Raw genomic sequence first — 16,198 nt, forward strand, 5'->3', positions numbered from 1 at the left:
TGCGACAGGCTCGGCGTCGTCCAGTCCATGGGGCGCGTCGGGTCGGCACTCGACAACGCCGCGGCCGAGAGCTTCCACTCCACGATCAAGGTCGAATACATCCACCGGCAGCGCTTCGCCACCCGCGCAGAGGCCCGCTTGAAGATCGCGACCTGGATCGCCGACTTCTACAACACCCGTCGCCGACACAGCGCGGCCGGCGGCCTGCCACCCGTGGAGTTCGAACGGATCATCAGCAAGACACGAGCCGAGGCTCATCAGGAGGCCCAGGCCGCATAGCGGAGGACTCCACGATTACTGGGGATTGACAGACCGCATCTCCCCGCCGAACGCGGACATACACATGGAGATGGCACGCCTTCGTGATGGCCTCGACGATATCCGCGGCTACGTGAAGGCCCGGATGGCGCGGCTCCGCCCCGAGCTGGACCCCGTGAAGCCCCGCACCGTCCAGTGCCCCACCTGCAACCAGTTCGCCCTGATCGTGGGAGACGAGGAGAACGCCCGCTGCCTCTACTGCCACTACCGGCGGGATCCCGATGTTGCGGCGGTGTCCTACGCGGAGGATGTCCTCGGCCACGACTGGACCTCGGTGGCACGCGGCGGTCGGGAGGAGCCAGTCGAGTGGTGCCCGAACTGTGACATGGAGGCGCTGGTCCTCGAAGCGGTCACCGCCGCCGACCCGAAAAGCTCGGTTGCCCTGTGCTTCTTCTGCGGCGAGAACTTCTCGGAGCTGGAGGAGTGCACCAGGTGCGGTGAGCCGTTCCAGCCCACCGAGAACGAACTCGCCTGCGCCACCTGCATGTACGACGCGATCAACGACGGAAGCTGACCCGCGACCTGGAGGAGGACTCCGCGATGACCGCCGAGCCGATCGGGGCCGGACCGGTGGAGGGCGAGATTCTTCCCACCAGCACCGGCCCGACCGTCGCGCTGCTGCATCCAGCCGGACCGGACCCGGTCACCGCCGCCGTGCTGGAGGCGCTGGGTGGCCGGCGCGAGTCGGTGGCGCAACCCAGAAGACGACCTGCCGCCGGACTTCGAGGACAACCGGGACGTGCACTACGGGGCGATCCGCCAACCGCTGGACCCGGGCGAGTTCATCGACGCCCTGCAGAAGAAGCTCCGGGAGGCTCTGACCCGGTTCGACAACGCGTTGGAGCTGGGGACCACGGGCGGGGTGGAGATCACCCGCAAGCACGGTGAGCCGTGGATCAAGGTCTCCCCGCTGGGCAAGCAGGAGGAGCCGGAGAACCTGGTCGCCTTGAAGGCCGAGATCGAGAGGCGTTGGGGGACGATCGACCTGATCGACATCCTCAAGGAGGCTGAGTTCGCTACCGGCTTCACCGGCGAGTTCGCCTCGGTCGCGTCCAGGGAGGCCCTGCCCAGGGAGGTGCTGCGACGCCGGCTGCTGCTGGTGCTGTTCGCGCTGGGCACCAACATGGGCATCAAGCGGGTGGCGGTCACCGGCAAGCACGGTGAGAGCGAGGCGGTGCTGCGGCGCATCCGGCACCTGTTCGTGAACCGGACCAACCTGCGCGGGGCGCTGGTGAAGCTGGTGAACGCCACCACCCTGCCCGCCGTCCTGCGCCAGGCCGGACACGAGATCAGCCCGGACCGGGTGCTGGGCCTGTACCTGGACGCCACCGCAGCCCGAGGCGCCTCCTGGACGGCCCGCTCATTGAAGTCCTCCTTGCGAGCGTACGCGGCGGCCACCGGGCTGGAGAGCCTGCACGGCCTGGACCGGTGAACGCCGAAGGCCCGGTGCCCCGCTGAATCCTGGTGATCAGCGGGGCACCGGGCCTCCGGCGCGCTCTACGGGCCCTCGATGCCGACGATCGTGCCGAACGGGTCGCGCAGCTGGGCGATGCGCCGACCCGGCTCGATGGTCAGCGGGCCGCGGTGGTGCTCGCAGCCCGCCGCCAACAGCCGTTCCCGGGCCCCGTCGACGTCGTCCACGCCCCAGTACACGACCGGGCTGCTGCCCCGGGGGTTGCGCTCGTCGTCCGCCGGGTGGAAGCCCAGCTCGACCCCGTCGTGCTCCACCCAGGCGTAGACCGCCCCGCTGTCGCTCACGTCGACCTTCACCGGGACGTCCAGGAGTTCGCCCCACCACCGGGCCGACGCCTCGGGGTCCGCGGCGAAGGTCATCACGATCCGAACGCTGTTGAACACAGGCTCCTCCAAAGTGTCCTCGCTGGAGTCTCCGGCCCCGGCGGACGCCGGGCCACGTGTTGTCCGCGGACAACATCGAGAGCGGTGCGGGATGAAGATCAAGCGGACCTAGGCGTGAGAGTGCAATGCTTCGAGCAGGGCGAGGAACCCATCAGTGTCCAGCCCCGCGCGAAGGGTCGCGGCTTGCTCTTCGACGGTTTCTCCAAGCGCTCGTACGAGCTGGTACGCCGTGAGGGAAGGAACCGGGTTCAGGGCAGGCGTCTGCCTCGGCAGCGGGGCCTGCTGGGCGTCGACGGGACTACCGGCAGGATTCTGCTTAGCAGGCACCACCAGCGCGTCAGTCTGCCCGTCCGGCAGCGCCACGGGTTGCCTCGTGTTGTCCGCGGACAACACCTCCCGCTCCAATGCGGCCGCCGCTGCCGGAACTTCTCTCCCTGTCGATGCGCTCGCTGGCTCCGTGTTGTCCGCGGACAACACGGAGGCCTGCGATGGCTCAGCAACAGCGGGCTGTGCGAGCGCGGCAGAGGTGTTGTCCGCGGACAACATCTTGAGAGCATCTCGTGAGGCGATTCGCTTGGCGCGCTCTTCCTCCTTGAGCCGCTCTTCGAGGGCCAGGAGGTCGTCGGTGGTCAGCGACTTGTCGTCCTTGTAGGCCCGGGCCAGGCGTCGGCCGTAGCGTTCGGCCATCTCGCCGCTGGCCAGCCGGTCCTGGATCGCAGAGGGGAGGGTCAGGAGCAGGATCTGGTTGCCCACCCAGGATCGGTCGCGGCCGCGGCGGCGGGCGACCTCGGCGGCGTTGCCGTCACAGGCCTTGAGGAGCTGCTCGAGGCCCATGGCCCGCTCGATGATGTTGAAGTCCTCGCGGTCCTCGTTCTCGGCCATGAGGTAGTCCATGAAGTCGGCCGGGCTGGTCGCCAGGTCGTCACGGACCACGAAGTCGAGAACCTCGAGCCCCACCTGCGCAGCGGAGCGGCAACGACGCTCGCCGTTGAGGAGGACGAACTCGGCTTCCTCGCTGATGAGGCGCACATGGCTAGGCCACAGGGCGAGGTAGGCGGCGCGGGTTACCGCGACACAGGCCGTGGTCTGCTTCTTCGCCAGGCTCTGCCCGAGGGCTTCGCGCTGCTCCTCGGTGCCGTAGTAGCGACGCGGGTTCATCGGGCACAGAGCGACCCTGGCCAAGGGGATGCGCTGGATCTCGTAGTCCGGGATTGACCCTTCGGCCTGGGCCTTGGCCCGACCCCGCTCGCTGCGGGGGGTGCGGCTGATGGCCCCGAACGCGCCTCCGGTCCCGAGTCGGTCGGCTGCCTTCATCGGGCGATCCTCCTCGCGATGTCGCGCATGACCTCGGCCTGGTCACTGTCGGGTGCGTGCACGAGCAGCGGCGTCTTCATCCGCACGGCCTCGCGCTGGTCTTTCAGGTCATTCACGACAGCGATCACCTCGGGGTGGCCGAGGCTCTTCCAGGCGTCGAGAGAGGAGGTCACGACGTACCCCTTGCGGACGTCATAGAGGTTGACGACGAAGCCCAGGTCGTACACCTGGATGTCGAGGTCGTCGCAGAGGGAGTCGATCTGCTCACGCAGAAGGGTGTAGGCGTCGGCGGAGGAGTCCTCGGCCTGCACTGGGATCACGATCCCGGAGCTTCCTTCGGGCTCGCCCTCACGGGTGCGCGCGTAGTAGATCGCGTTGTCCATCGCGTAGCCGAGGCTCGGAGGGCAGTCAACGATCACGAAGTCAAATTCGCGCTCGACGGCGGTAAGGGCCTTCTCGAGTGCGGTCTCCTTGACGCGGATCTCTCGCGAGGAGACGAGCTTGGCGTCGAGGAGGAAGCCGTCGGTGCAGGCCGGCAAGAGGTGCAGGCGATCTCCGAACGTCTCGCCAGGGATCTCGATGAGCAAGTCGCGCAGGTCAGCCTGGCGTTCGCCGCACATGTTCTTGACGAGGCTGTCGCCCTTGATGGGGAGGTGATCGTGGCCGAACTGCTTGGTGAGGTGGCCCTGGGGGTCGAAGTCGACCAGGCAGACCCGGTAGCCCATCTCGGCTAGTGCCTGGCCGACTCCGGCGGACATGGCCGTCTTGCCGACGCCGCCCTTCTGGTTGCCGAAGGCCACCCGCCGGGCTCCGGTCTGCGGACGGCTGCGGTGGGGAAGCGGGTTAGCGTCCAACCACAGTCGAATCGCCTGGGCGAGGCCCTGGTTGTACGGGAGTCCACGGCCCGAGCAGTCCTCGCGGAAGCCCTTGTACAGCGCGGAGGGAACGTAGGTGGAGAACGAGTCGGAGCGGGCGGTGTCGATCAGGTCAAGCGGGTGAGCGGCCTCCCGCCATGCCTGGATGCCCTGGGTGACAGCGTCCTGGATAGGGATCCCGACGGTAGCGGCGCGGATCTTCAGCTCCCTGCGCAACTGCTGAGGGAGTTTGGTAACTACCTTGTCCCGGTCATCGGGCATGGATGGTGCGGTCATGGGGGGAGTTTACTAACCTCTGGCCCTATGTCAGCCCACATGACACAGGGCAATTCAGACTTTCCATCCGATTCCGAGATCTTCCTCTGCCGCACCGATGTTGTCCGCGGACAACATCGGCCGCTACCAACCGGATCAACCCACTGCAAGTGACGCCCCTCGGACATCTGTGTTGGCCGCGGACAACACGAACAGGGACGGAGCCGTGCCCATAGGGACGTTGTCCGCGGACAACATTCGGGATCGAAACGCCGAAGGCCCCGCTCCCGACAAGAGGAGCGGAACCCTCGCAGACGGGTTCGCGGAGCAGCACGTCCCACCGGCAGGACTGACGACTACTCTGCGGTCCGCTCTCCGCGGTTGATGGCACGGATCGTTGCGGGAGCCAGGCGCAGCTGTTCGGCGAGGCGGTGAATCGGGACGTCCCGACGCAGGGCGGCGCGGATAAGGCGGTCACGATGAGCCTTGTACTTCTGTCGGATCCCGGCGCCCGCAACGGTGCGCTGGAGCGCGACCGCGATGCAGCCCAAGGCGATGCCCTGCCAAGCGCGGGCTCTGGCACGGAGCGAGACAGTAGTTGTGGCGGCGGTCGGGTTGGTGGGCATGAGTCGTCTCCTCACCTGGGCCGCGTGCGGGCCCTGTGTGCACGGTGAGGCCAGGCGTAGAGCCGGGCGAGACCGCCGTTTCAGCCACACGACGGACCCCAGAGGTCTATGAGCCGCAGGCCGGCCGGAAACGCAAAAGGCCCGCTTCGCCAGCAGATGCCGGGAAGCGGGCCATTGGAGATGCGGGTCGCGCGAAGGTGGTGGTCAGGGCACCGGTGGCGTGTCCTGAGTGGGGCTGCGGGTCGCGGGCCAGGTCGCGCCACAGGTGCGAGCAGTCATGGCCGAACGCTACGGCTGGGTCTGGCCCGCGCCTTCACGGACAACAAGTAGCTGACCGTCGACGACCTCCTCGCCTTTGAAGAACAGATCAAGGAGGAGGAGCGGGCCAAGCGCGTCGCGCAGGGCGAAGGGCCCAGGATGTTGTCCGCGGACAACATTCCACCCTGGCCGCAGAGCCGACTGCCGCCAAGCCGCAGTCGGCCGTCGTGTTGTCCGCGGACAACACAGGTAGCCGATGTCGCAGCCGGGGGAGCGGACCCGGTGGGCGCCTCCGCTGCAGCACCGTAGGTGGCGTCACGGTCCTCCGTTCGCGACCGGCCTTCGCCCGGTCGACGGACCCGCTCCGCGTAGGCCGGGCAGATCAGCGGTGGGCGGAGGGCGGGCAGGACGGCGGTCTGGCGGCGGTGGAGCATGGCGTGCTTGCCGGGATCGAGCCGCCAGAGGCCGAGGCGGCCGGCGGCGGGGATCGGGTCGGCGAGGGCTTGGACGTCGGCGAGGGTCCAGTGCCACAGGCCGGGCAGGCCCCAGGGCCGGCAGCAGCCGGTGTCGCGGTGGCAGTCGGTGACGCGGGCGGTGGCGACCAGGGCGCCGGTCGTCAGCGCGGGGGCGCCGGGGCGGGCGAGGACGGCGCGGACGAGCGGGTCGGCCTGGCCGTCGCGGGCGCGAGCGGCGTGCAACACGACCGGGCCGCGGTGCCGGGTCGGCCAGCTGCGGTTCTCGATTGCCTTGTCGCCGGCGAGGATCGCGGCCAGCCACGGCTGGCGGATCGTCAGCGCGGGGACGTCGGCGGCGGGCTGCGCCACCGCTTCGGGCAGCTCGCCGATGCGGCGCAGCGCTTCGGGGAGGGCGGTGTCCCAGTCGCCTTCGAAGCACAGGCCGCGGTCGTCGATGTAGATCGCTCCGCCGAGTTTCTTGTTGGTCACCAGCAGGGGCGCGCCGTGCCTTGTTCCGGCACGCCTGTGTCCCGCGAGCAACATGTCTCGCCCTCGGCCCGGTGGACACCCAACGCCACCCGATAGCCGGTCAGTAGCGACTCCGGGGCCGCAGCGAGCCGTCGGGCAGCCACATGCCGGGGCGGAGCCGCACCTGCTTCAGGAAGTCGTACACGCCGGTGCACTCTTACCAGTGCTTCGGGCTGTTCCGGGTCTCGCTCTCGGTAGGCATGGCAGGGACCCTACGGGCACCCGCGCTCGCACCCGCCCCCCTCAGCTCGGACAGCCCCGTCCCGTTCCACCGGGCGGGGCTCCGGGAGGTGGACGATCTAATTCATTTGGCAGCCTGACCTGCGCAAACAATAATGAACATCGCCAATTCCGAAACAACTGAGAAGGAACCAGAGCTGTGCGAGTGACGGGGAGGGGCATCGCGGCGGCGGCCGCAGGAGCGGTGCTCACGATGGTTCTGGCGGGCTGCGGCGGAGAGTCCCACAGCAGCGCGGCTGGGGCGAGCCCGGCCGGGGACAAGGCCGCGAACAAGCGGACCGACGCTCCGACCGTGCTGATGGCCGCGGCCAAGAAGACCGCAGAACAGGCCTCGTACCGGACGATCCAGACGGGGGAGGGCGGCTCCGACAAGTCCGAGATGCTCTTCCAGCAGCAGCCGTACGCCTCGTCCATCACGTCGTCGGGGAAGAAGAGCGCGGACAACCCCACCGGCGTCAACCAGGTGATCGTCACGGGCGACGCGGCCTATATCAAGTCGGACCAGATCCCGGGCAAGAGCTGGTACCGCATGGACAAGCCGGCGAGCAGCGGCCCCTCCAACGCGCGGGCGGCAGGGTCCATCAACGAGGTCGCGGGCGCGCTCGCCGCCACCGGGTCCACCTCGTGGGTCGGCGAGGAGCAGGTGGGCGGCCGAGCGGCCGACCACTACCGCGGCACGGTGGTCTTCGAGGAGCTGGCCCGCTACACCGGGCCCGCCATCAAGGACGAAGTGCGCGACTACTACGTCCAGTTGGCCAAGCGGCGGGGCGAAACCTCGGCGGTCCTCGACATCTGGGTCGGTAAGGACGACCTCGTCCTAAAGTCGCAGCAGGTCACCACCGGCAGCAAGGGCCAGGCCCAGGTCTTCGAGGAGTACTCGGACTTCGGCACCGTCCCGGCCATCACGGCACCCCCGGCCGAAACCGTCGGCACCTGGGACGAGTTCATCGCTGGCACGGCGAAGCGTTAGGTCCTCTCTCTTCCCCCCGACTCGGCCCACTGCAACGCGCAAACAGGCAGCTCAAAGGTGCCGAAAGCACATAAAGAGACACTGCAACTAAGCAGCGACAACGAGCCAGTAGGCGCGGTCGGGGTCCTCGTCGACGATGGCGTCGAATCCGTGGCTGTTCAGCCAGGCCGCGATGGCGGGGTGGTAGCGGCGGTGGCGGGCCGTGACGTTATGGGGGTCTCTCAGTTTTGTCCGTTGTCCGCCCCGCAGCACTTCACCCAGGTGGGTTTGCTGGCGCGTCTGGAACGCGGCGAACTCGTGGTCTCGATCGTTCTTCTCGTCCTGCCCTACCGTCTACGCGGCACGAGTCCGGCTTCGAAGGCGGTGATCGCCAGGTGGACGCGGTCCCGAGCTTCGAGTTTGGCGAACAGACGCGCGACATGGGTCTTCGCGGTCGCCGCGCTGATCACCAGCCGCTCGGCTATCTCAGCGTTCGACAGTCCCTGCCCGACCAGTGCCAGCACCTCGCGTTCCCGGTCGGTGATCCCCGCGATGAGACGTGGGTCCGCGGCGGGCTCGGCGTCCGGTGCGGGGGCCGCGGGGCCGGACGTTCCGGCGAAGTCGGCGATCAGCCGTCGGGTCACGCTCGGCGCGATCAACGCGTCGCCGGCCGCCACCACGCGGATCGCGTCCAGGATCGCGTCCAAGGCCATGCTCTTGAGCAGGAATCCGCTGGCACCGGCGCGCAGTGCGCCGTAGACGTACTCGTCGTCGTCAAAGGTCGTCAGCACCAGCACCTTGGGCGGGTCCGGCTCGGCGGTCGCCTGCCGGGTCGCCTCGATCCCGTCCATGCCCGGCATCCGGATGTCCATCACCACGACGTCCGGCCGCAGCTCACGCACCAGGCGCACCGCCTCGCGGCCGTCGCCGGCCTCGCCGACCACCTCCAGGTCGTCGGTGTCGCCGATCAGGATCCCGAGCCCGACCAGCATCAGCGGCTGGTCGTCAACCAGCAGCACCCGCACACTCATACCGGAATCCTCGCCGCCACCCGGAATCCGCCCTCGGGACGCCGGCCCGCGCTGAACTGACCGGACAGCAGCGACACCCGCTCGCGCATGCCGAGCAGGCCGAAACCGCTCCCGCCGGCCGCCGCCGGGGGCCTCGGGCGGCCGGGCCCGCCGGCACCGTCGTCCCCGTCGTCCACCACCTCGATCGTCACTCCTTCCGGCTCGTAACCCACCGCGACCCGGCACGTCCGCGCACCGGAATGCCGCACCACGTTCGTCACCGACTCCTGGACGATCCGGAACGCCGACAGCTCGATCTCCGGCGGCAGCGGACGCCGCTCGCCCCACCAGGTCACCTGGACCCGCACCCCGGCGTCGGCCGTGCGTTCGGCGAGCCGCGGAATATCGGCCAGGCTGCCGGCCGGCGCCAACGGAGCGGCCCCCGGCATGGCCTCGTCGGGCTCGGCGCGGCGCAGCGCCCCGAGCATGCGCTGCAGCTCGAGCAGCGTCTGGCGGCTGGTGGTCTCGATGCCGGTCAGCGCCTGCCGGGTCTGCTCGGGCTTGGTCTCCACGACCCGCGCCGCCGCTCCCGAGAGCACCGTGATGATTCCGATGCTGTGCGCGACGCTGTCGTGCAGTTCGCGGGCGATCCGCAGCCGTTCGGCCATGACGGCGCGGGCCTCGGTCTGCTCGTGCAGGGCTTCGAGGTATCAGGTGGCCCACGCCTACGCCGCACAAGCCCTGATCCCGGCGACGATCGGCGTGGTGGGCGGCACGCTGTTCGGCAACCTGCTGGCCGTTCCGGTCCTGGGCAAAGCCAGCAAGGATCTCGGTGCCGCCGACGCCAGCCTGCCGGTGTGGGTCAGCCTCGTCGTGCCGATCGGCACCCTGGTCATCGTCGGTATCACCGCGCTCATCCCGGCACTTCGGGCCGGCCGCATGCCGGCGGTGCAGACCCTGGTCGTCGGCCGTGCCCCGAAGGCCAAGCGCGGCCAAGGCGCGCAGCGCCTGGCAAGCCGGCTGCCGCTGCCCCGGCCGATGTCGTTGGGACTGGCCCAGCCGTTCGCCAAACCGGGCCGGGCCGTGCTGGTCGGCGCTGCGGTGCTGTTCGGCGCGGTCAGCGTCACCTTCGCGGTGGGGCTGGAGACCGCGTTCACCAAGTACACGGACACGGATACCAGCGGCTTCAACGCCGCGTCGATGCTCGTGGTGCCCGCCGGCACGCCCGCTGGCTTCCACGCCCCCGGCGGTGGTCCTGGCAGTCCCCACTTGGACTCCACCGGGGTGGCCTCCGCGCTCGCTTCGGTCCCGGGCACGAAGACCGCGTTCGGCTGGGGCGACAGCGGCGCGACCGTGATCGGCGCGCCGACGGGGGACTACACGAAGGTGGACACCACCACCGGCGACCTGTCCTGGACCAACCTGGGGCTGGTTAACGGCCGCTGGTACCAGAACCCCGGCGAAGCCGTGATCAACGACCACCTGGCCTCGGCGGCCGGGATGCACGTCGGCGACACCGTCACCGTGGAGCAGGACAACAAGCGACTGCCGCTGCGGATCGTCGGCATCGACTTCGACGCCAGCAGCAACGGGATCGTGATGACCGATTCGGCCACGTTCACCGCCGCCGGTCTGACGCCGTACATCACCCAGTTCTACGTCCAGCTGGCCGACAACGTCAGCGGCCCGGACTGGTCCGCCTCGGCCGCCCCCGCGCTGACCCCGCTGCACGCCGAAGCCACCCCGAACATCACGCACGAGAACATCACGGTGCTCACCATGGTCGCCCTGGTGGCCACCCTCACACTGATGATGAGCGCGGTCGCCGCGCTCGGCGTGCTGAACACCGTGGTGCAGGACACCCGGGAACGGATCCACGACCTGGGGATCTTCAAGGCCCTCGGGATGACGCCCAAGCAGACCATCGCGATGGTGCTGACCTCGGTGAGTCTCACCGGCCTGGTCGCCGGGCTGATCGGGGTCCCGATCGGGATGGCGGTGGAGAAGGTGACGCTGACCCAGATGGCGAGCGCGATCGGCAGGAACCTGCCGTCGAGCGTGACCCATGTCTACACCGCCGGGATACTGCTCCCGCTGCTGGCCGGCGGGATCGCGATCGCCCTGCTCGGAGCACTGCTGCCGGCCGGCTGGGCGGCCCGCTCCCGGACCGCCGCCGCGCTGCGGACCGAGTAGAACCGGTCGCTCGTCCGCACAGTGGACCCGAGTCGTGCGGGCCGCCCCCGCCAGCGTGGCCGGCCCGCAGGCACCGATGTACGCCTGCGGGCCCTGTATCCGGGAACTCCAGGAACGGGTCTGGCGCTCGATCCTCCTCCGTGACGAGCCGGCTCGGCCCGCACGAATCTCGGACCAAGCCGGCCAGCGCCACCGAGCACGCACCCGCAACCCCGAAGGCACGGACGCTGAGACGGGTCCGAAAGCCCCAGGTGGCTACCTCGATCGAGGTCATGCGAGACCTTCAGCTCTGTCCGATGTCCGCGTTGTGGAGGCGGCGTTCGGTGAGGCTGGTCACCCCGCTCAGCGCCTGCAGCTCATCCTCCAGGGCGGCCTTGTCGACGGTCAGCTGGCGGATCGCCTCGGCGTAGATGCAGACCAAATTGCGCAGGTCGCTGTTCTCCCGGCGCAGGCGGTCGGCCTCGTCGTCGGACCGGGTTCCGGCCTTCGGGGCCGGCCGTGGCCGGGCGGTGCCTACCGGGGAGCTGGGATTTGAACCATCGAGGTGGTGGGCCTACAGGAAGGTGAGCTGGTTCTTGTCCGGCTGCTCGGAGGCGACCTCGGTGTGGGCTTGGGCGCGGGCGGCGTCGTGGGCGTCGTCGGTGCGGTCGCAGACCAGCCGGCCGTCGGGCAGCTCGTCCCATTCGCGGCTGCCGACGGCGTCGTCGGCGGCAGCTTCGGGGGCGTCGTGGTGGGGGATGAACTCGTCCTCGACGACGTCGCCGCAGATGCTGCACTTGGCGGTCCAGCACAGCGACGGGACGGCGATGCCGGTGCCCGAGCGGGCCGCGCCCTCGCGGCGCCAGGCGTAGCCGTGGTGGAGGACCACGGCGTGACTGACGGACTCAAGCGAGGATCCGTCGTCCAGGTCGGCGGCCGCGGCGGTGTGCTCGGCGGCGGACATCAGCGCGGTGGCGAGGTCGGGCATCTCCAGCAGGGTGTCGGGGCCGGTGAGCCACAGCTCCCAGGGCCGGTCCGGGCTGCCGGGGCGCAGCCGGTCGGCGGGGTCGGCGGTGAAGAGGCCTCGGCGGCCGGCCTGGGTCAGGGCGGGGGTGGTCATCTGCGATGTCTCCTTCGACGGGTCGGCCCCGGCCCGCTGGGGTGCGGGCCGGGGCCAGGTTGTGGCAGGTGGTCAGATGGGGCGGGTGGCGGCCGGGAGCGGTCGGCTACAGCAGGCCGGCGGCGTGGGCCTCCGCCTCCTGGTCGACGTCGACGTCCTCGTCCTCGTCCTCGTCGGCCCGGTCGTCGCCGCCGGGGGCCTGGCTGCAGAGTTCGGCGATGGCGAGGTTCTGGCCAAGAGCGGCCCACGGGTCACCGTCCTCGGCCTCGCTACCGCTGGGCTGCGCCGGGTCGGCGGCGAGCTCGTCCAGGAGCGCGGTCAGCTCGCTGATGCTGTGGACCTCGAGCGGCTTCTCGTCGCCCCGGACGAGGAGGTAGGTGCGGGTGCTGTAGCCGTGCTGGTCGGCGGGGGAGGGGACGCACAGCAGGTGCGCGCCGCCGGGCAGCTCGCACGTTGCGGTGCCGTCCTGCGCGCCGACCCAGTTGGTGGCCTGGGTGAGGCTGCCGCCGCTGCGGTCGAGGGCGTGGGCGCCGGTGGCGGCGCGGTGTGCGGCGTCGGCGGCGACCTCCTCGGCAAGCTGTTCCCTCGACGGCGCCGGTGCGGGCGCAGCGGTGACGGCGGGGGCGGGGGCGTAGCTGTAGGCGGGGACGTCGAGGCGCTGGCGCAGCGGGCGGCGGAGCTGGGTGGTGGCCTGGTCGGCGAGGCAGGCGGCGAGGCAGGCGGCGGCTGCGGCGAGGGTGAAGCGGGTCTCGGCCGGGCGGGTGGCGAGAGTGCGGTAGGTGGTGAGGCCGGCGGCGGCCGCGGCGGCGACGATGGCGATGTTGTCGGCGGTGTCGAGGGCGGTGCTCAGCAGGCGGGCGCGGGTCGTCTGCTCGGTCATCAGGTACCTCCGAGTGGGAGTGGGTTCGGCCGGGCGGCCGCGCCGCGCACCGGAGCGCCCCGGCCACCAGCTGGGTGCCGGTGGCCGGGATGCGGGGCCGGTGTGCAGCGTCAGCGCCCGGAGCCGCTGACCGCCGGGTAGAGACGCACCTCGTCGAAGCCCTCGTCGGCCAGGCCGGGGAGCGCTTCGACGGCGAGCTGGTGCTGCCAGCGCAGCACGTCGTCCGGCACCCGCCGGTTCGCCGGCCTTTCCGCGTTGCGACGCAGACAGACCGGCAGTTCTCGGGTGGTCGCCGATCCTGAGGCGGACTCCAAATCGGGTCCTCGCAGCTCAGTGGCTATGACCGAGAAAGCTAGGCAGTGCAACAGGTGTGGCGCAAGGGATAGCGGCTGGTTTCACTCGTCCGTGGTCGTCGGCCGAGTCGGCGGGGCTGAACGAGGTGAGGCGGCCGGGCGAGCGTGTCAGGCCTGCCCACGCCAGCCTCGCCACGTCGGACCGCGCGGATGAGCGTGCCGGGGCCGGTCGGCGCGGCCATCGCCACCAAGTTCGGCCTCTCGCCTACCAGCCCGAATACCGGTGGGGTGCCCTGTCACGACCCACTGCGATGATGACCGCCAAAGCCGACAGGAGAGGGCACGGGACGTGATTGAGCTGGCCGAGCAGGTCATCCGGCGAATCGCCGCGGACGTCGTCAGACGCGCGCCGGAGGGCTGGACCGAGGCGGTGCTGAACTTCACTGCGGGTGTCGGTGTGTGCTTGAGGTCTGGTGGATACACCGTAGCCGGGGAGCCCTGGCAGCCGTTCCGCCGCTACGACTTCTACCCCGAGCTGTTGAACCTGGCGGAGGCCATTCGCGCCAGCCGGGGCTGGGAGCACGCCGGCATAGAGGTTCGGTGGCGGCCAACGGGAGAGTTCGACCTGGCCGCATTCCCGGATGCGGTCACCAACGCCCACGGGTACGGCGCCGGCTTCCAGATCGTGCTCGACCACGACTACAAGCTGCCTCAACCGGGCTTCCGGCAGGAGCCGGGAACGGCCAACCCAGCAGGCGACCCAGACCTGGCGGTGGCCCGGTTCCATGCATACATGGAGCGCCGCGCATCGATCCTGGGGCAACCCGAGCAACTGCCGCCTCCCGCATCGTCCACCGCACTCGACGAGGCCGAACGCCGCCTCGGCACCTCACTGCCCACCGACCTGCGGGCGCTGTACCTGATCGCCGACGGCGACGGCAACGGCTACGAGAACCTCCACCTATTCGGCAACAACCTCTGGCTGTCGTTGGAAGACCTCGTCGAATGCCAGGCCGAATGGAGTGAACCACTCTGGTTCGGCTGGGACTTGGAGTGGGACGCGGTCGTCTTCGACGCCGATCCCGCCGACACCGTCCGGCGCTGTGGCGGGCACCCTGGCTGGCTTCCCTTCGCCTCCGGCCAGGACGGCAACTTCCTGGCCGTGGACACCGCCCCCGCCCGCGAGGGCCAACCGGGTCAAGTCATCCAGATGGGACGCGACTACGACCACCACCCGGAATACGTCGCGGACTCGGTGACCTCACTGCTCGGCCACTACCTGGACCTGCTGGAAGAAGGCGCCTACGAGGTGATAGACGGCTCCATCCGCTTTCTGGAGCCCGCCGGAGACTCCGGCTACAACGAGGTCGTGAGCGAGATGCCGACGGAGATCCCGCCGACGCTCCAAGACATCCATATCAACGACCTATCCGGCTCGCTTGACCTCACCCCGCTCACCGCCGCCCCGAATCTGCGACGGCTCCACCACTACAACGGTGCCACGACCGACCTGGCCCCGGTCCGCGCCCTGCCCGTCGAGGCCCTGCGTGTCACCCTCGACGGCACCGACCTGCTCCCCCTCGTCGGCCACCGCCACCTTGTCGCCCTGAACCTGGGCACCACGGCCCCGACGGACCTCGCACCGTTGCGCACCGTCCCGAACCTGCGCTGCCTGGACCTTTCCCGCGCCGCCGCCACAGCCCTCGCCGTCCTGGCCGATCTCCCTGGCCTGCGCTACCTGGCCCTTACCGCACAGCAGTGGTCCGTCTTGCTGGACGAAGGCAACGCACCTCCCAATCTCGCCGCCGCGCGTCTGGCGGGTGCCGATGTCAGTTTCGACGAAGCGCTGGCCTGGTCGGCTCGCCTCGGCCGTGGCAGCGGTGACGCGTTCCGTATGGCCGGCACCCACGAGCCCAGTGGCAGTTGAGTCCCTCCACGCAATCACCCTTGTGGAAGGCAAGCGCCCCTCCAGACAGAAACGGCCGGTTCTGGGGAGGTCGCTGATCCTGAGGCGGACTCACGACCGAGTCTTCGCAGCTCAGCGGCTATGAGTCGGCACCGTTGCGGCAACCGGTCAGGAATTGGGGTGTCCTCTGGGTGAGGCCGTGCGAGCATCGGCGGGTGATCGACGATGAGGAGCTGTTTGCCGCCGACCTGATCGGGAGGCGACTGCTGAAGGTGACCACGGCTTGGCATCACTACGCTGACGACGATCCATCGCTGGTCCACCTGTGGCTTCACCTGGAGGGGCTGGGCCCGGTCCTGTTCCACACACCCTCGACCGGCGTGTCCCTTCGGGCCGACCAGCCGCACGGTCCGTACTCAATGGAGGAGCACGGAAGCGTCTCCGTGATCGACGATTCGCCGGATGTTCCGGTGACCCAATTCGTTGGACAGGCGATCCGGTCGGTTCGGCAGATCGACTACAACGACGGCCGAGTCAGCTTCACGGCCGGTCTCACGCTCCAGTTCCCCAGCGGCAGCGTCCGCCTGCTCGGTCTCGTGGATGACCTCCTCATCACCCACGACCAGCATCTGGGCGCTGTCGAGGCCCACCTGCACGAGGATGTGACCCTCGCGCGGGTGGTGCAGACCTCCGGAGGCTGCCCGTCGCAGTGGGACGCCTGGACGAGCACGGGTCAGTACCTGTACCTGCGGTACCGGCACGGCGAGGGGACTGTCGAGCAGCATCCGAGCGAGGACGTCGACACCTGGGACGGCGAGGAGTCGAAGCTCTGGACCAGTTGGGACGACGGAACCAACGGCGGCTGGATCGACCTCACCGACTTCCTCGCCACGGCCGGTCTGCGGCTGGCCCCGGACGCCGAGGTCCACACCACACCGCCGATCGATCCGAAGGCATGAGAACGATGGTCACGCACCCGAGCCGCGACTACGCGATCACCGCGATGTACTCCGTGGCTGACGACGCCTGGTACCTGGAGCTGGACCTTGAATCGCTGCGGGTTCTGTAGAGACTCTAGGTTGTGGCTGTGACCTGCAGGTTTGGTTGTTGTTGGCTGTAGTACGCGGCTTCGTACTCGACGG

At 69.6% G+C, this 16,198-nt stretch carries 18 protein-coding genes; 7 read left to right on the forward strand and 11 right to left on the reverse strand.

Going from position 1 to position 16,198, the window contains the following annotated elements; genetic code table 11:
• The 3 genes from ACH4J0_RS41525 to ACH4J0_RS41535 all read left to right on the forward strand — a co-directional run.
• On the forward strand, positions 1–279 hold a 279-nt coding region (locus ACH4J0_RS41525; protein WP_396246390.1), incomplete at its 5' end, for an integrase core domain-containing protein.
• 25 nt (positions 280–304) lie between these two features.
• Positions 305–832, forward strand: coding sequence for a hypothetical protein (locus ACH4J0_RS41530; protein ID WP_396246391.1), 528 nt, complete (start codon positions 305–307; stop codon positions 830–832).
• 156 nt (positions 833–988) lie between these two features.
• Positions 989–1,750, forward strand: a complete 762-nt coding sequence (locus tag ACH4J0_RS41535) for a Tn3 family transposase (RefSeq protein WP_396246392.1) — start codon at positions 989–991, stop codon at positions 1,748–1,750.
• A 65-nt stretch (positions 1,751–1,815) separates the two neighbouring features.
• Here ACH4J0_RS41535 and ACH4J0_RS41540 read toward each other — a convergent pair whose 3' ends face one another.
• From ACH4J0_RS41540 to ACH4J0_RS41560, 5 genes are all read right to left on the reverse strand, one after another.
• Positions 1,816–2,175 carry a VOC family protein gene (locus ACH4J0_RS41540; protein ID WP_396246393.1) on the reverse strand — a complete coding sequence of 120 codons (360 nt, stop codon included), beginning with the start codon at positions 2,173–2,175 and terminating at the stop codon, positions 1,816–1,818.
• Between the two features lie 108 nt (positions 2,176–2,283).
• The gene (locus ACH4J0_RS41545; protein WP_396246394.1) at positions 2,284–3,489 is read right to left on the reverse strand and encodes a ParB/RepB/Spo0J family partition protein; all 1,206 of its coding nucleotides are present in this window, start codon (positions 3,487–3,489) and stop codon (positions 2,284–2,286) included.
• Positions 3,486–4,640: a ParA family protein gene (locus ACH4J0_RS41550; protein WP_030286800.1), complete on the reverse strand. Its 1,155-nt coding sequence runs from the start codon at positions 4,638–4,640 to the stop codon at positions 3,486–3,488. Before ACH4J0_RS41550 ends, ACH4J0_RS41545 begins: the two co-directional genes overlap by 4 nt.
• Positions 4,641–4,975: 335 nt before the next feature.
• Positions 4,976–5,245 carry a hypothetical protein gene (locus ACH4J0_RS41555; RefSeq protein WP_396246395.1) on the reverse strand — a complete coding sequence of 90 codons (270 nt, stop codon included), beginning with the start codon at positions 5,243–5,245 and terminating at the stop codon, positions 4,976–4,978.
• A 275-nt stretch (positions 5,246–5,520) separates the two neighbouring features.
• Positions 5,521–6,447, reverse strand: coding sequence for a hypothetical protein (locus tag ACH4J0_RS41560; protein ID WP_396246396.1), 927 nt, complete (start codon positions 6,445–6,447; stop codon positions 5,521–5,523).
• 463 nt (positions 6,448–6,910) lie between these two features.
• On the opposite strand from ACH4J0_RS41560, the gene ACH4J0_RS41565 reads away from it, so the two are divergent.
• Entirely contained in the window at positions 6,911–7,696 is a 786-nt protein-coding gene (locus tag ACH4J0_RS41565) for a hypothetical protein (RefSeq protein ID WP_396246397.1), read from the forward strand.
• Between the two features lie 326 nt (positions 7,697–8,022).
• Here ACH4J0_RS41565 and ACH4J0_RS41570 read toward each other — a convergent pair whose 3' ends face one another.
• Both ACH4J0_RS41570 and ACH4J0_RS41575 read right to left on the reverse strand, forming a co-directional pair.
• Positions 8,023–8,706, reverse strand: coding sequence for a response regulator (locus ACH4J0_RS41570; RefSeq protein WP_396246398.1), 684 nt, complete (start codon positions 8,704–8,706; stop codon positions 8,023–8,025).
• Positions 8,703–9,353 carry a sensor histidine kinase gene (locus ACH4J0_RS41575; RefSeq protein ID WP_396246399.1) on the reverse strand — a complete coding sequence of 217 codons (651 nt, stop codon included), beginning with the start codon at positions 9,351–9,353 and terminating at the stop codon, positions 8,703–8,705. The genes ACH4J0_RS41570 and ACH4J0_RS41575 overlap by 4 nt, the downstream gene beginning before the upstream one ends.
• A 46-nt stretch (positions 9,354–9,399) precedes the next feature.
• Here ACH4J0_RS41575 and ACH4J0_RS41580 point away from each other — a divergent pair, with 46 nt between their 5' ends.
• Positions 9,400–10,878, forward strand: coding sequence for an FtsX-like permease family protein (locus ACH4J0_RS41580; RefSeq protein ID WP_396246400.1), 1,479 nt, complete (start codon positions 9,400–9,402; stop codon positions 10,876–10,878).
• 283 nt (positions 10,879–11,161) lie between these two features.
• Here ACH4J0_RS41580 and ACH4J0_RS41585 read toward each other — a convergent pair whose 3' ends face one another.
• The 4 genes from ACH4J0_RS41585 to ACH4J0_RS41600 form a co-directional block, all read right to left on the reverse strand.
• A complete protein-coding gene (locus ACH4J0_RS41585; RefSeq protein WP_396246401.1) occupies positions 11,162–11,299 on the reverse strand; it encodes a hypothetical protein in 138 nt (45 codons plus the stop codon).
• Between the two features lie 132 nt (positions 11,300–11,431).
• Entirely contained in the window at positions 11,432–11,977 is a 546-nt protein-coding gene (locus ACH4J0_RS41590) for a hypothetical protein (protein WP_396246402.1), read from the reverse strand.
• Between the two features lie 106 nt (positions 11,978–12,083).
• Positions 12,084–12,857: a hypothetical protein gene (locus ACH4J0_RS41595; protein WP_396246403.1), complete on the reverse strand. Its 774-nt coding sequence runs from the start codon at positions 12,855–12,857 to the stop codon at positions 12,084–12,086.
• Positions 12,858–12,967: 110 nt separating this feature from the next.
• Complete coding sequence (locus tag ACH4J0_RS41600) at positions 12,968–13,171, reverse strand: hypothetical protein (RefSeq protein WP_396246404.1); 204 nt, start codon at positions 13,169–13,171, stop codon at positions 12,968–12,970.
• Positions 13,172–13,499: 328 nt separating this feature from the next.
• Between ACH4J0_RS41600 and ACH4J0_RS41605 the strand changes: the two genes are divergently transcribed.
• Both ACH4J0_RS41605 and ACH4J0_RS41610 read left to right on the forward strand, forming a co-directional pair.
• Positions 13,500–15,077 (forward strand): SMI1/KNR4 family protein, encoded by a 1,578-nt coding sequence (locus ACH4J0_RS41605; protein WP_396246405.1) that lies wholly within the window; start codon positions 13,500–13,502, stop codon positions 15,075–15,077.
• A 194-nt stretch (positions 15,078–15,271) separates the two neighbouring features.
• Positions 15,272–16,015 carry a hypothetical protein gene (locus ACH4J0_RS41610; RefSeq protein ID WP_396246406.1) on the forward strand — a complete coding sequence of 248 codons (744 nt, stop codon included), beginning with the start codon at positions 15,272–15,274 and terminating at the stop codon, positions 16,013–16,015.
• Positions 16,016–16,198: the final 183 nt, after the last annotated feature.

Source organism: Kitasatospora sp. NPDC017646 (assembly GCF_044329365.1).
Taxonomy (GTDB): domain Bacteria; phylum Actinomycetota; class Actinomycetes; order Streptomycetales; family Streptomycetaceae; genus Kitasatospora.

What these genes read in the sequence shown, in the direction of transcription:
- ACH4J0_RS41545 (WP_396246394.1), bottom strand. Translation starts at nt 3,489, where the DNA reads ATGAAGGCAGCCGACCGACTCGGGACCGGAGGCGCGTTCGGGGCCATC.
- ACH4J0_RS41550 (WP_030286800.1), bottom strand. Translation starts at nt 4,640, where the DNA reads ATGACCGCACCATCCATGCCCGATGACCGGGACAAGGTAGTTACCAAA.
- ACH4J0_RS41555 (WP_396246395.1), bottom strand. Translation starts at nt 5,245, where the DNA reads ATGCCCACCAACCCGACCGCCGCCACAACTACTGTCTCGCTCCGTGCC.
- ACH4J0_RS41570 (WP_396246398.1), bottom strand. Translation starts at nt 8,706, where the DNA reads ATGAGTGTGCGGGTGCTGCTGGTTGACGACCAGCCGCTGATGCTGGTC.
- ACH4J0_RS41575 (WP_396246399.1), bottom strand. Translation starts at nt 9,353, where the DNA reads ATGGCCGAACGGCTGCGGATCGCCCGCGAACTGCACGACAGCGTCGCG.
- ACH4J0_RS41590 (WP_396246402.1), bottom strand. Translation starts at nt 11,977, where the DNA reads ATGACCACCCCCGCCCTGACCCAGGCCGGCCGCCGAGGCCTCTTCACC.
- ACH4J0_RS41595 (WP_396246403.1), bottom strand. Translation starts at nt 12,857, where the DNA reads ATGACCGAGCAGACGACCCGCGCCCGCCTGCTGAGCACCGCCCTCGAC.